This window comes from Paenibacillus sp. EKM212P (genome assembly GCF_011066115.1).
Classification (GTDB): domain Bacteria; phylum Bacillota; class Bacilli; order Paenibacillales; family Paenibacillaceae; genus Paenibacillus; species Paenibacillus polymyxa_B.
Map to the genome: position 1 here is coordinate 333,579 of NZ_JAAMNR010000005.1, position 12,555 is coordinate 346,133.

A 12,555-nucleotide genomic window follows, 5' to 3' on the forward strand; every position below is an offset into this window, starting at 1 on the left:
CATCACACGTACCATTTTCATCTAAAGCGATATTCATGGGCTTGAGCACCGATGCTCGGGTCTATGACCGTGCAAGCCAAACTAGGAACCGTCTCTAATAGAGGCGGTTCCTTTTTTATATCAAAGTTTACGTTGACGTTAACGTTATAGAGGCGTAGTATTTATATATAATCTTTTTCATAAGGTGGGTGTCATGGTTACGTATAAAATTGATGAGGTCGCCAAGCAAAGTGGTCTGACGAAGCGAACCATTCGTTATTATGAGGAAATCGGCTTATTGCCCTCTCCGCAGCGCAGTGAAGGGAATATGCGCCTGTATTCGCAGGAGGATGTGGATTTACTAAAAAAAATAGTGAGTGCCAAGGAAGTACTTGGATTCTCCTTGCAAGAGCTTCAGCGTTACATGTCCGCAGCGGAAATGCTTAAGGGTCAGCGGGAGGAATATCGCGAGCGAACAGAGCATTTGCAACCGAACGAGCGACGGGCCATGTTGGAGGATATGGAAAGTACATTGAACGAACAGTTGGAATTAATGGAGGGAAAAATCAACAGCATCCGTATGCTCCAGACTGAGCTGGAGGAGTTGCGGGTTAGGGTGCGTGAACGCAAGGTTCTTCTGGATGAGGAACTTAATCACGACCCGTCATAACAAGAACATTTACATTCAGATGTGGAGGTAACATCATAATATGAGTTCACAACATGCATTACCTGAAGAGTTAAAAGAACGCTCAGGCTTGCTGTCTCAACCGAAAGCGGTATGGGCAGTCGCCTTTGCTTGTGTTATTTCATTTATGGGTCTGGGATTGGTCGATCCGATTCTTCCGGCCATTGCTGATCAGCTTCATGCTACGAAAAGCCAAGTGTCATTGCTGTTCACCAGCTATAATCTGGTAACAGGCGTTGCGATGCTGATTACGGGCGTTGTATCTAGTCGATTGGGTGTCAAATGGACACTACTAACCGGGATTTTGTTTATTATTGTGTTTGCCGGACTGGGCGGCACAGCCAATACAGTTGGCGGAATTGTGGGCTACCGGGCAGGCTGGGGTTTGGGGAACGCTTTGTTTATCGCAACAGCGTTGTCTGCGATTGTAGGTCTGTCCACTTCTGGAACAGCTAAAGCAATTATTTTGTATGAAGCGGCATTGGGCCTTGGGATTTCAGTGGGGCCGTTGTTGGGCGGTGAGTTAGGTTCCATTTCCTGGCGCGGTCCGTTTTTCGGTGTAGCCGGACTGATGGTAGTGGGATTTTTGTTCATTACGTTTATGCTGCCTTCGATTCCAAAGCCCAAAAAACGCGGTTCCATTGCCGATCCGTTCAAAGCGCTCAGTTATCCGGCTTTGCTCACGCTCGGTATTGTAGCGTTGTTATATAACTTTGGATTTTTTACGTTGATGGCGTATTCTCCATATGTAATGAATCTGGACGAGCATGGTTTAGGTTATGTGTTTTTTGGCTGGGGAATTATGTTGGCCTTTACCTCGGTGTTTGTAGCACCGAAGATTCAAGCACGCTTGAGCGTGGTATCTTCCATTAGTATCATGCTGACGCTGTTTGCCATTGATTTAGGTGTTATGGCGATTGGAACGATAGCTGGTTCGCCAACGACTGTCATTGTCGCCGTCATTGTAGCTGGTGTTTTTCTGGGAATTAACAATACATTGATTACAACTGCTGTTATGCAGGCTGCTCCAGTGGAGCGCTCGACAGCATCTGCGGCCTACAGCTTCATGCGGTTTTTGGGCGGGGCAATTTCGCCGTGGCTTGCAGGGAAGCTGTCAGAGTGGTACTCAGCAGAAACCCCGTTTTATTTTGGAGCATTGATGGTACTGATTGGTGTAGCTGTGCTGATCGTACGTCGTCGACATATGCAGGATATTCAAGTGGATGCACACTAAAATTGGACTTCTGAGGAGGAAAAGAGTATGAGCGAGTACAAACATATTCTAGTCGCGATTGACGGTTCGGAACACGCGATGAAGGCGTTGGAGACAGCCAAAACGTTGTCTAAGCAGCTTCAGGGGAATCCGCATCTGACTGTATTGCATGTAAACCCGGCTTTATCCATGAATGAGCCGCCGGTTGGGGTTGATGTGGATGAGCGGATCGAAGAGGAAGGTCGTCATATCTTAGAACCTGCATCCGACTATTTGAAGGACGAGGGTATTTCTTACCGTATGCTGGCGGGTCACGGTGATCCGGCCAGTGTCATTTGCGAAAGTGCAAAGCAGGAAAAGACGGATTTGATCATTATGGGGACGCGGGGCAAAGGACTTGTTTCCGAAATGATACTGGGTAGTGTGAGCCATCAGGTGATTCAGCATGCACCTTGTCCGGTGTTGACGGTAAAATAGATGGTAAAAGGAACGTTGATATCAAGAGAAGGAGGGAAAAGCATGCAGCAGCATTTATTTATTGGTGGAGAATGGAAAGCTGCTTCATCGTACACGACGTTGAAATCACCGTATTCCGGGGAAATCATTGCTGAGGTGGCAGAGGCCACGTCAGAGGATGCCAAGGCTGCTATTCAAGCGGCCTCTGATGCACGCTCAGAGATGCGGGCCATGCCAGCGCACCAGCGGTCAGCCATTTTGGAGAAGTTGGCTAACCTGCTGGAAGAGCGGCGTGAGGATGCAGCGCGCATCATTGCACGTGAAGCGTCCAAACCATGGAAGGCTGCGCTGGCGGAGGTTGATCGGACGGTGCAAACCTACAAGTTCGCAGCTGAAGAAGCCAAACGGATTCACGGGGAAACCATTCGGCTGGATGCCGCACCGGGCGGCGAGGGTCGTATGGCCTACACGCTCAAAGAACCAGTAGGGGTAGTCGGAGCTATTACACCATTTAACTTCCCGATGAATCTGGTCGCTCATAAAGTGGGTCCCGCGCTGGCAGCAGGCAATACGGTCGTATTAAAGCCTGCGGAGCAGACGCCGTTGTCGGCTTACTTGATTGCGGAGCTGCTGGAGCAGGCTGGATTGCCTGCGGGTGCTCTTAACGTGATCAGCGGCGATGGTAAAACCATTGGCGACGTACTTGTCACTGATCCACGCGTCAGCTATATCACCTTTACCGGTAGCCCGGCGGTCGGTACAGAAATTCGCTCCAAGGCCGGCTTGAAGCGGGTCACGCTGGAGCTGGGTTCCAACGCGGCTGTTATTATCGACCGTGATACGGATGTGGACGCGGTCATCGACCGCTGTGTGAGCGGAGCTTTTGCCAATCAGGGACAGGTGTGTATATCGGTTCAGCGTATTTACGTTGTTAATGAACTGTATGATACCTTTGTATCCCGATTTATAGAAGCGACTCAACGTTTAAAAATTGGAGATCCGCTAGAGCCGGACACGGATGTATCCGCGCTTATTTCAGCCAAGGATGTCGAACGTGTCCGTGAGTGGCTGGAAGAAGCGGTTCAAGCAGGTGCGAGGATCGCTCTGGGTGGCCAAGCCAAGGAGGGTATTTTGAAGCCGACGGTTTTGCTTAATGTGGACCCGACTTCCAAGGTGTCCTGTCGTGAAGTGTTTGCCCCGCTTGTGCTGATTCATTCTGTTAGCTCTATAGATGAAGCCGTACACCATGTGAATGATTCGATCTATGGCCTGCAGGCGGGAATTTACACGCGTGATATCACGACTGCGCTGGATGCAGCGGACAAGCTTGAGGTGGGCGGCGTGATGATCAATGACATTCCAAGCTTCCGTGTTGACCATATGCCGTATGGTGGTGTGAAGCAAAGCGGCACTGGACGAGAAGGCGTAAAGTATGCCATGGAAGAAATGCTGGAAACAAAGCTGGTCGTTATTAAACGGTAGTAGTTATATAAAAGCCTATCTGATGGACATAGATAATACGTTTTGCGTATGTCTGCTCATTAGATGGGCATTTTTTTCACCTTTTGCGCGATTGTCAGATGAAAATAAAGTTTTAGACCGTTGGAACTGTTCCACCGTCAATATTATATTCACTTCCTGTAATTGAAGCGGCCCGGTCGGATACCAGAAAAGCAACAAGCTCAGCGACTTCTTCTGGTAGTCCTGGACGACCAATTGGAATTCCTCCCAACGAGTCCATCAGTTGCTTTAATGCACTTTCTCGGTCACCTGTCGTTTCAGCAATCCGATCAATCAAACTTTGTGCTGCCTTCGTTTCGATAAAGCCTGGCGCAACTGTATTAATACGAATGCCTTGAGGCGAAAACTGCTTGGATAACCCTTTGCTGTAAGTAGTTAAAGCTGCTTTGGCTGCAGCATAAGCCAATGTTGCATCATATAGCGGCAAGCGACGTTGAATAGATGAAATATGAATAATAACACCGGAACCCTTTTCCACCATAGCCGGCAGCAGTCCACGGTCTAAACGGACGGCAGCAAACAGATTGGCGTTAAAAGTTTGCTGCCAATGCTCGTCTGTCAAGATAAGAGCTCCCCCGGATGGGGCTGACGAGCCTCCAACATTGTTGACAAGAATATCTACACCGCCTAGGCGCTCAAGAACACTGTGTACTACTTTATCTACACCTTCAGGCGTACTAATATCGGCTGGAATAAACAGGTCTGGATTTTCTGAATTAACTGGAGTAGTTCGAGCCGTAGTTATTACGGTAGCACCTGCAGCTGTAAGTCTCTTAGCAATAGCCTCTCCCATTCCTTTGGTACCGCCTGTGACCAAGGCCCTTTTGCCTTTAAACTCACTTAAAATGCTTTCTAATTGAAAACTCATGCGAATAATTCCTCCTAAATTTTACAATGTGGTTGAGAAATACCTCTAGGTATCTCCACTCCGAGTTCACTTGTCTTGCGAACCTTACAAACTATCGACAATGACACCCCGGTACCGCCCTCCGCGCAGTCGATGCTTTAGGGCTTTTTGATAGGCTGGACTAAAGTACCAAGCTTGTGCTTCCTCAAAAGTGGGGAATTCCAAGATGGCCAGCCCTTCAATAGCGGGTCCTTCGAGGACTTGGTATGCGCCATACATTGCTAGGGGGTTGACGGAATGTCCCGCCAAACCTGCCGGTGCCAACTCAGAATAGAGTTGGAGTTCAGTTTGATCGGTACTCTGTTCACGTATAAAAACAACATAAGCGGGCATATTCGTTGTCCCTTTCTTATTTTTTTAATTCCTTTATGGAAGTGTAATAATCAGTTCTTTAATTTTATTGTTGTTTACTAGAAATTGATGTTTAAGTAGGAGTGGATCGGGGAGATTTGATTTATCAAAGTCTCCGTCTACTTTCGCAATTACGACGATGGTATTATTACTGTCATCCATATCCACGATCTCAAAGGTGACATTCGGCCCCAATATTTCTGCTTCACACCATGATTTTATGGCTTCCATACCTTTGATTTCCCGATAATTATCCAAGATCAACGCATCTTTATCGAAAGCGGAAGTAAGTACTTCAAGCTGGGATTTGTTCGCTGATGTAAAGTAAGTTTCTACTGCCGGTGGCAGGGTTCTATGTGGATTCATTGATCCTTCAACCTCCTATGGTGAGTATGTTGTGAGCGATAACTTCAAACTCATCATAGCAGTAATAATATGACTACATGGTGTCATATTATAGAGGATCATTTAAATTTCTTTTCATCGTTTCTAAATGAGACAATATTCTTGTACGTACTTGTTCGGGGCTAACCTCTATAAGGAGGGGACCAAAGGACAGCAGATAACTGTCCAGCCAATTGCCTACAGGAAATTGTGCTGTGACGGTATAAGAGCCGTCTTCCTTCTGAGTAATTGTTTTCTCGGCAAATTCATCGTATACGCGGTAAGCTCCTTGAGCAGAAATGTGAAGAGTTACTTCAATGGTATGAAGCAAGTCGTTCATCTTTGTATCTGTAGATGCTACGACTGTTCTTGGCTCATAACTAGTTTCGGTAACTGCAATCTCTTTCATTCGGCTAATCTTAAATACACGATGACTTTCGGTATTTAAACAGTAACCTTCCACATACCAGGATTTATCTTTAAACAAGAGCTTGGCAGGTTCGACGCTACGATAACTCTGTTCCCCGGCGACGTTATAATAGCGGAACTTTATAACACGGTTTGTGATTATTGCGTTGCGTATAAGAGTGAATAGCTGTCTCTGGCTGTTTTGGCTTCCCCATGGCGAAAAATCTACTTCGATCCAGTTTCCCATGTCTTTTTTAAAAAGCCTACTCAACTTGTTTAGCACTACTTCTACCTGTGGGATGGTAGCTGTAGCCACACTCTGAAGGGCCATTAAGATATCATCTTGTTCCTGCTCGGACAGTAAAGAGGTGTTAAAGACATAACCCTCCATCAATGATATTCCGCCCCCCTTGCCTCTACTGCTGTAGATGGGAATCCCAGCTGCGCTTAAGGTATCTATGTCCCGATAAATCGTTCGTGTGGAAACCTCAAAATGCTCTGCCAATTCATCAGCAGTCACTTTTTTCTTATGGAGTAACATATAAACGATTTCAAAATGTCTGCTTAACGGCATACGCTTCACCTCTCTCGGTAGCATACACCTTATAACATGACATTATAAAGTCATATTAAGTGATTATTGACATCACACCTTAATGGACATCAACTGGGGGACTTTATTTTCTTTGAACAGCGATAATAACACTGCCTTGGGATCAGATCTTTTTACAATCTTTTATATAAAGTTGAACAAAAAGCACTTGCAAAGTAAAAAGGAATAAACTATACTGAGGCCAATCATTAGTAATTGATCAATCACTAACTGAATTAACAAGCACGGAGGTGATATTCATGAGCAGAATACCGCTCAAGTTTACTGAACGTATCTTTATCGGAACTATGGATTGAGCATATTCAGTTAATTGAAGGAGTACGAAGTTAAGTAATTGATCAATCACTTATTTTGAAGTAAATGGAGGAGAGAACATGAAGCATCTTATTATTTACGCACATCCATCCGAGGGAAGCTTTAATCATGCAATTTTGACCACAGCAGTCGAGGGGCTGAAGCAAAAAGGACATGATGTGGTTGTTCGTGATCTATATGCAATCAACTTTCAACCTGTGATTAGCAGCAGCGAGGTCATTGAAGGAATCGGAGAAGATGTTGTACGGGAACAGGAATTTTTGCAATGGGCAGAGGTAATCACCCTTATTTATCCGATTTGGTGGACTGGGATGCCAGCCATTATGAAAGGGTATATAGACCGCGTATTCTCTTACGGATTTGCTTATAAATATGTAAATGGAGTGCAGATGGGATTACTCAAGGGTAAGAAAGCCATTATCCTCAATACACAAGGAAAATCACATGCGGAATATGCCAGCAATGGTATGGATCAAGCCCTTCGCTTGACGTCTGACAAAGGCATATTTGAATATTGTGGACTTGATATCATGTATCATCTATTTTTCGAGTCGGTACCCCAATCTGATGAAAATACGCGTAAGAAGTGGCTTCGCCAGATTGCAGACATGGCCAGCAAAGCCTAATATTTATGTTCAGAGCCAGAGGATTAAGCATTAGGGGAATCGAAGTTGCCAGTGGCTAACCAAAAGGCATCGCGTGCATCTACAGGCGATGCCTTTTGGGTTGGTCCAATATTGAATGTGTTCCAATCGACACTCGCTCATGGCAAGCGGCAATTGCTACAATAAGGGGTGGATATTAGTTTTTCCGATTTTTCCGATTGGCGCTACGAGATCCACCAGAAGGCCACTGTGCCCCACCACCTTGATTATGAGGAGGCCACCACTGTGAGCCACTACCCTGATGACCACCGCCTTGATTATGAGGAGGCCAATGCGATCCGCCGCCCTGACCATGTTGAGGCCACCACTGCGACCCACCGCCCTGACTGCCACCTTGACCATGTTGAGGCCACCACTGCGACCCACCGCCTTGACCGCCGCCCTGACCATGAGGAGGCCACTGCGATCCACCGCCTTGGCTCCCGCCCTGACCACCGCTTTGTCCTGGAATAGAAGGCATACTTGGATAAGGGCCTTGTGCCTGACTGATTTGAGTAACATCAATATAAGACTGTGTCCCATTAGGATATAGCACTAACATTGATTTATTAGTGGGATCTACGCTTTTTACGAAAGCAACGATCTGTTGACCATTCACAGTAAATATTCCCCATAGATTAACAAAATTACTCACTTCAGTAGTGGTTGCAAAATGTGGTTGTAACGACCCCATCGAACGATGAGAAGAATGTTTAGACAAGGTGTGTATCTCTCCTTTAGATTGAATTTTGTGACATCATATGTGCAAACGTACTTGTTGGAATGGGCAATGTTGCTACAAGATATTTTTTTGGAAAAATTCATTGTCCCAAAAAAGTACAAAAAGGAGCATTTTTGCAACGGTCCCTATTGTTAGCCCGTTAATTAAAAAAGGCAGTCCATCCCTTTTGGACGGCTGCCTTTATTAGAAGTGTGCGGTGGTTTACTATAGAAAAATGAATAAATAAATGAAATGACCTTCTCTAATTAAAGAAGGTCATTTTTTAATTCAGGAACCATTATTAAATGTAGCACAGCCTTCTGCTTATAGGCGTTCTCGCTTGCAAGTCATGCAGTGGTTCTTTATACCTAGTGTGGAATTTTCGCATGGACGTTCATGCGTTTTGTCGGTTAGCTATGATGCTGCGTATCACGGTTCAAAAGTAGCTACACATGATGAAATCTCTGGTGTATATCTATGTAGGGTATCAAGCTGTAGTTAGAGCATTTTTTTGAGCTGGGATATACGGGCTTGGGAAACCTCAAGTATTTTGGCATATTCGTGCTGTGCTGCATTGGGGTGTTTTTGCATTAATTCTTTTAGACTTTCGATCATCTGTTGTGTCGATCGCCGCAGACGTTTGGGCTCTTTAATAGATCGTTGTGAGTTGGATAAAGCTGACTTGGCTGGTCTTAGGATAGGGCTAAAATGTATTCCCTTTTTTAAACTTTCAATACATTCCCCGCAAATAAAGCTGTCTCTAAAATAAGTTAATTGTTCTGTTGAACCACACATTTTACACGTCACCCCAGTATATTTTCGAAAGGCGAGAATACCAGTTTCCTCATCTGCAAAAATCTCAACAGGATCACCCACATTATAATCCATGGAAATTCGCATTTCTTTGGGGATAACGATACGACCTAACGCATCTAGGGGACGTGTCATACCTGTACTTTTCAAATGATAACCTCCTTTTTTATATCCTTATAATACTAAATAGTTATGATAAAAAAGAATAGGCTTAGAGAAGCAATCGCATATATTTAGTAAACTGTTGAAAAGTATACAAGTAATTTCCAAAATATGTTTTGTTATTGGGGGAAACGTGTTGAGGAGATTATAAAGAATTTCCGATATATATTCATAAAGAATATTCTAGTTGGCAATGAAATTGTTAGTAACACGGGATAAGGAGCTGTGAATTACATATGAGAATATTTCAGTTTTGGAAGAAGAATAAGAAAGCTGTAGTGGCAATCGATTTGGATACTGCTATTCGGTGTGTACGATTGGACGCAGTATAAGGCGGTGCGGATACTAACTCGATTAGCCCGTGAAGGTCTTCAGACCGACCAGATTGTGGACGATATTATCAGCCATGTCGACGATTTTCGTTATGAAGCACAAATGCCCACGTTCTATTTTCTGTCTGGACTGACGGGCAATAAGAAGGTTGCTTCGCTGCTGCAAAGGCATTTCCTTGAGAATCTGGAATACGATCCGATCGATGCCTTTGATATTTTCGAGAATTTGTTCCGTTGTTCGCCGGATGTTGCCATGAAGCATGCCGATTTTCTCAAAGCAATTGCCCGCGGTGAAGGCCTAGAAGGCCGTTCTCCCTTGCTGGATGGAGCTATAGGGACTACCGATGAGAATGGCAAGCAAGAGTACCACTGGCCCGACGATGAACCTGTTGAAGAGCATCACCAATTACGAGCGGCCATATTTTATTATCGGCTGAATCCTCAGGATGAGGAGGTTAATCGGCTGTTGGATCATTGGGAAGTGAACCATCCGGAGGAGAATGTTAGGAGTTATATTGGGAAATTGAGAGAAGAAGGACAGGGAGAGGGCTAGCTTTTCTGCTAGACGAATATAGGAATCTTAATTTTGCACTCTTTACTATGAAAACTTATACTTATCGTTAAAGCTGACTTGAAGAGATAATAAAAGAACGAGGAGGGGAATAACTATGTACTCCATTAAAGAAGTTCAAATGAAGAGCGGATTGCCCGCATCTACTCTTCGTTACTATGAAAAAGAAGGCATATTACCTGATGTGGGTCGGGATGAAGGTGGAAGAAGGGTATATACCGAAAAACAAATCGATTGGATTAGGTTCCTTATGGCTATGAAAGATACAGGGATGACTATTGAAGAAATTAAGGCATACCTTGAGCTAAATGTAAAAGGAGAAGCTACAATCCAAGAGAGAAGAGATTTTCTTGTAGCCCACAAAAAGAAAGTGGAAGCACATGTGGCACAAACGCAGCACAATTTGGAGAAAATTATTCAAAAGATAGCTTTTTATGATCATGTGGTTATGGGGAAAAGCCTCTCTTAACTAAGCAATTGCTGCAAAGGTAAAAAAGCCAAAGCCGCCTGCTTACATAGTAAACGGCTTTGGAGGTAGCGGGCTACTATATATTTCTAGTAACCTCATAGGCGTCCCAGACAGCATACATAATATTTTGTACTTGCTTGGCATCGCCGATTAAGTAGGACTCGGAAACCTCATTTTGGATGTCCTCATAAAGCGATTGCTGAGGAGTATATCCTACAGCCAGAATCGCTGAATCTGCGTTTAGAATCGTTTCTTCACCATCTTTATTTTGAAGAACGAATTCTTGATCGTTGGCATCGACAATTTTGGCGTTGGTCAGGAGATGGATATCCTTGTATGCAACAAGGTCACGCAGCATATCTTCATTTGCATGGCATAGGGGGCCGCCGACGGTTAAAATATCTTCTTGCATTTCCACCAGCGTTACTTTTTTACCTTGATCAGCAAGCCAAAGTGCAGTTTCGCATCCCACAAGCCCACCTCCGACAATTATGGTGGAAGCACCGGGATCTTTTTTCCCAAGCAAAACTTCTTCTGCGGAATACACCTTAGTAGATGTACCAATGGAGAAGGTTTTGGGAGAGGAGCCGGTAGCAAAAATAACAACATCTGCTGCATATTCATTTACGGTAGTCCGGTTAACCTCGGTATTCAATTGAACGTCAACTTTTAAATCCTTTAGCTCCCCTTCATACCAGGTCGCAAGTAAATGATCGTCTTCTTTGAAGTCTGGAATTCCACCCGGGATCAGATTACCTCCCAATCGGTTATTTTTATCGAATAAGGTAACGTGGTGTCCGCGAATAGCAGCTACACGGGCAGCTTCACATCCTGCGGGTCCTCCACCGATCACCAAGACTTTTTTAGACTGATCTGCTTTTCCGAGTGCATAGTCTTTTTCTCTGCCGCAAGCCGGATTAACGGCACATGAAATCGTTGCAAAAGATGCCAATCGACCCATGCAGCCCTCCTGGCAGGAGAGGCAAGGACGAATCTTTTCTATTTTCCCGGCCTTGATTTTGTTGGGGATGTCAGCATCAGCCAACAATGGCCGCCCCAGTGCAATCATATCGGTTTTTCCTTCACGTATAGCCTTGCTGGCCAAGTCTTGATTATCCAATCTGCCAGCAGTAATGACAGGTACCTTTAGAATGGTTTTTAAAATTTTGTTATAAGGAAGATAGAGTCCTTTTTCCTGATACATTGGTGGATGTGCCCAATACCATGAATCGTACGAACCAACATCACCATTAAAAGCATCATATCCAGCTTCCTCTAATATTTTGGCCGCTTCAATTCCTTCTTCAATATCCCGTCCCTGTTCTTGAAACTCTTCGCCTGGCAATCCGCCCTGACGCCAATCTTTAATAAAGCTTTTGATGCTGTATCGAAGGGATACCGGGAAATCCTGTCCACATTCGGCTTTGATGGCTTGGACGATCTCTATGGCAAATCTTAAGCGGTTTCTCAGATTTCCGCCGTATTGGTCTTTCCGATGGTTAAAGAAAGAAATCGCAAATTGATCCAGTAAATAGCCTTCATGAACCGCATGGATTTCAATACCGTCAAAGCCTGCCTTTTTGACAATAGCCGCAGATTCTGCAAATTTTCTGACGTAGGTGTGAATTTCATCGATAGTTAGCTCACGACAGATTACATCGGGAAGCCAGCGATGAGGGATAGGAGAGGGAGCGACAGCCGTTTTACCTACAATTGAAGGGATGCTTACCCGTCCAAAGCCTGCGGATAATTGTAGAAATATTTTTGTGCCGTATGCATGAATCCGCTGCAGCTCGTGGGGTCATGTACAACTGGTGTCTTCATGATGGCGACTCGAATTTAATTGTAAATATGCGTGAATATATGAGTCGTCTGATCACGATCTTTAAACAAAAGAATTGATTGTATCCTTGTCACAGGGACGGTTCATCACACGCTTAACGGGTAAAAGTGTAGTACCAAGGTGGGCAAGTGGGGGTGTTGACTCTCACGCCACGTGAGACACTAG

Annotated in this window: 14 protein-coding genes; 7 read left to right on the top strand and 7 right to left on the bottom strand. The window is 44.7% G+C overall.

The genetic code is table 11. From position 1 onward, the window contains the following. Window positions 1-193 precede the first annotated feature (193 nt). Genes G9G54_RS17005 through G9G54_RS17020 form a run of 4 tightly spaced genes read left to right on the top strand, consistent with a single transcriptional unit; the run spans window position 194 to window position 3,818 of the window. Window positions 194-649 carry a MerR family transcriptional regulator gene (locus G9G54_RS17005; RefSeq protein ID WP_165178955.1) on the top strand — a complete coding sequence of 152 codons (456 nt, stop codon included), beginning with the start codon at window positions 194-196 and terminating at the stop codon, window positions 647-649. Window positions 650-689: 40 nt separating this feature from the next. After that, window positions 690-1,901, top strand: a complete 1,212-nt coding sequence (locus tag G9G54_RS17010; RefSeq protein ID WP_165178956.1) for an MFS transporter — start codon at window positions 690-692, stop codon at window positions 1,899-1,901. Window positions 1,902-1,928: 27 nt separating this feature from the next. Next, window positions 1,929-2,357: a universal stress protein gene (locus G9G54_RS17015; protein WP_061831288.1), complete on the top strand. Its 429-nt coding sequence runs from the start codon at window positions 1,929-1,931 to the stop codon at window positions 2,355-2,357. Window positions 2,358-2,399: 42 nt separating this feature from the next. Next, window positions 2,400-3,818: an aldehyde dehydrogenase family protein gene (locus G9G54_RS17020; RefSeq protein WP_165178957.1), complete on the top strand. Its 1,419-nt coding sequence runs from the start codon at window positions 2,400-2,402 to the stop codon at window positions 3,816-3,818. A gap of 112 nt (window positions 3,819-3,930) precedes the next feature. Here the strand turns inward: G9G54_RS17020 and G9G54_RS17025 are convergent, their stop codons facing one another. The 4 genes from G9G54_RS17025 to G9G54_RS17040 form a co-directional block, all read right to left on the bottom strand. Continuing rightward, entirely contained in the window at window positions 3,931-4,725 is a 795-nt protein-coding gene (locus G9G54_RS17025; protein ID WP_165178958.1) for an SDR family oxidoreductase, read from the bottom strand. 84 nt (window positions 4,726-4,809) lie between these two features. Next, entirely contained in the window at window positions 4,810-5,097 is a 288-nt protein-coding gene (locus tag G9G54_RS17030) for a DUF1330 domain-containing protein (RefSeq protein ID WP_165178959.1), read from the bottom strand. A 33-nt stretch (window positions 5,098-5,130) separates the two neighbouring features. Continuing rightward, the gene (locus G9G54_RS17035; RefSeq protein ID WP_165178960.1) at window positions 5,131-5,481 is read right to left on the bottom strand and encodes a nuclear transport factor 2 family protein; all 351 of its coding nucleotides are present in this window, start codon (window positions 5,479-5,481) and stop codon (window positions 5,131-5,133) included. 88 nt (window positions 5,482-5,569) lie between these two features. Further along, window positions 5,570-6,481, bottom strand: coding sequence for a helix-turn-helix transcriptional regulator (locus G9G54_RS17040; RefSeq protein ID WP_165178961.1), 912 nt, complete (start codon window positions 6,479-6,481; stop codon window positions 5,570-5,572). Between the two features lie 413 nt (window positions 6,482-6,894). Here G9G54_RS17040 and G9G54_RS17045 point away from each other — a divergent pair, with 413 nt between their 5' ends. Then, complete coding sequence (locus tag G9G54_RS17045; RefSeq protein WP_165178962.1) at window positions 6,895-7,461, top strand: NAD(P)H-dependent oxidoreductase; 567 nt, start codon at window positions 6,895-6,897, stop codon at window positions 7,459-7,461. 175 nt (window positions 7,462-7,636) lie between these two features. On the opposite strand, the gene G9G54_RS17050 is transcribed toward G9G54_RS17045, so the two are convergent. Together G9G54_RS17050 and G9G54_RS17055 are read right to left on the bottom strand one after the other, a co-directional pair. Further along, a complete protein-coding gene (locus G9G54_RS17050) occupies window positions 7,637-8,200 on the bottom strand; it encodes a hypothetical protein (protein ID WP_165178963.1) in 564 nt (187 codons plus the stop codon). Window positions 8,201-8,698: 498 nt separating this feature from the next. Continuing rightward, the gene (locus G9G54_RS17055) at window positions 8,699-9,163 is read right to left on the bottom strand and encodes an AbrB/MazE/SpoVT family DNA-binding domain-containing protein (RefSeq protein ID WP_013308700.1); all 465 of its coding nucleotides are present in this window, start codon (window positions 9,161-9,163) and stop codon (window positions 8,699-8,701) included. 321 nt (window positions 9,164-9,484) lie between these two features. On the opposite strand from G9G54_RS17055, the gene G9G54_RS17060 reads away from it, so the two are divergent. Together G9G54_RS17060 and G9G54_RS17065 are read left to right on the top strand one after the other, a co-directional pair. Then, window positions 9,485-10,060: a hypothetical protein gene (locus G9G54_RS17060; protein WP_238808166.1), complete on the top strand. Its 576-nt coding sequence runs from the start codon at window positions 9,485-9,487 to the stop codon at window positions 10,058-10,060. A gap of 115 nt (window positions 10,061-10,175) precedes the next feature. Further along, the gene (locus tag G9G54_RS17065; RefSeq protein ID WP_165178964.1) at window positions 10,176-10,547 is read left to right on the top strand and encodes a MerR family transcriptional regulator; all 372 of its coding nucleotides are present in this window, start codon (window positions 10,176-10,178) and stop codon (window positions 10,545-10,547) included. Between the two features lie 76 nt (window positions 10,548-10,623). On the opposite strand, the gene G9G54_RS17070 is transcribed toward G9G54_RS17065, so the two are convergent. Further along, on the bottom strand, window positions 10,624-12,339 hold the full coding sequence (locus G9G54_RS17070) for an oxidoreductase (protein WP_165179037.1): 1,716 nt from the start codon (window positions 12,337-12,339) through the stop codon (window positions 10,624-10,626). Window positions 12,340-12,555: the final 216 nt, after the last annotated feature.